Raw genomic sequence first — 1,566 nt, 5'->3', positions numbered from 1 at the left:
GCCGACGACGAGATCAAGGCCGTGCTCGACTGGGAGATGTCGACCCTCGGCGACCCCCTGACCGATCTGGCACTGCTGATCGCCTACTCCGAATGCGCCAGGTCCGGCATCGACGCGGTGCCCGATGCCGGGGCCGCGCCCGGTTACCCACCGACCGACCAGCTGATCGCCCGCTACGCCCGCACCGCGAACCGCGATCTGTCCGAGCTCGGCTGGTACATCGGGTTCGCCTTCTGGAAGTTGGCCGTGATCGCCGAGGGCATCCAATGCCGCTTCACCCGGGGCCAGACCGTCGGACCGGGTTTCGACCGGATCGGCGAGACGGTCGAGCCGCTGGTCCAGCTCGGTAACGAAATAATCGAGGAGTGACGTGGACTTCGCATTCGACGCCACGACGGAAGAGCTGCGGGAGAAGCTGCTGGCGTTCATGGACGAGCACGTCTACCCCGCCGAGCCGGTGTTCCACGAGCAGCTCGCCGAACGCGAGAACCCGTGGACCAGCGTGCCGGTGGTCGAGGAGCTCAAGGCCGAGGCACGCAAGCGCGGGCTGTGGAACTTCTTCCTGCCCGGGGAACACGGCGCGGGGCTGACCAACCTGCAGTACGCGCCGCTGGCCGAGATCACCGGCCGCAGCCCCTCGCTCGCCCCGACCGCGCTCAACTGCGCCGCCCCGGACACCGGCAACATGGAAGTGCTCGCCATGTTCGGCAACGAAAAGCAGCGCGAACAGTGGCTGCAACCGTTGCTGGACGGGGAGATCCGCTCGGCGTTCGCGATGACCGAACCCGACGTCGCCTCCTCCGACGCGCGCAACATCGCCACCCGCATCCGCCGCGACGGCACCGACTACGTGATCAACGGGCGCAAATGGTACATCTCCGGCGCGATGAACCCGAACTGCCGGATCTTCATCGTGATGGGCAAAACCGACCCCGACGCCGAACCACATCGGCAGCAGAGCATGATCCTGGTGCCCAGGGACACCCCCGGCGTGCACATCAAACGCGGCATGCACGTGTTCGGCTACACCGACGGCGACCACGGCGGCCACGCCGAGGTCGTCTTCGACAACGCCCGCGTACCCGCCGACAACCTGATCGCCGAAGAAGGCAGCGGCTTCGCCATCGCCCAGGCCCGCCTCGGCCCCGGCCGCATCCACCACTGCATGCGCCTGATCGGCATGGCCGAACGCGCCATCGAACTGATGTGCCGCAGAGCCACCGCCCGCGAAGCCTTCGGCAAAACCCTCGCCCAGCAAGGCGTGATCCAGGAATGGATCGCCGAGGCACGCGTACGCGTGGAACAGCTACGACTGCTCGTGCTCAAGACCGCCTGGCTCATGGACACCCAGGGCAACAAAGGCGCCCACACCGAGATCCAGACCATCAAGATCGCCACCCCCACCTCCGTCGAATGGATCCTCGACAAAGCCATCCAAACCCACGGCGCCGGCGGCGTCTCACAGGACTTCCCCCTCGCCGAACTCTGGGCAGCCGCCCGCATGCTCCGCCTGGCCGACGGACCCGACGAAGTCCACAAACGCTCACTCGCCCGCCGCGAACTGAA

The 1,566-nt window shown here is 67.1% G+C and carries 2 protein-coding genes; both read left to right on the top strand.

Annotated features, from left to right (window positions below; all coding sequences use genetic code 11):
* Nucleotides 1-369 (top strand): phosphotransferase (locus DI005_RS18910; protein WP_147263866.1); only part of this gene is annotated, 369 nt, incomplete at its 5' end.
* 1 nt (nt 370) lies between these two features.
* Nucleotides 371-1,566 (top strand): acyl-CoA dehydrogenase family protein (locus DI005_RS18905; protein WP_113642981.1); only part of this gene is annotated, 1,196 nt, incomplete at its 3' end.

The organism is Prauserella sp. PE36, from assembly GCF_003311655.1.
GTDB classification, from domain to species: Bacteria; Actinomycetota; Actinomycetes; order Mycobacteriales; family Pseudonocardiaceae; genus Prauserella_A; species Prauserella_A endophytica.
Note: the sequence above shows the minus strand (reverse complement) of the source record. Positions and strands in the feature narration are given on the sequence as shown.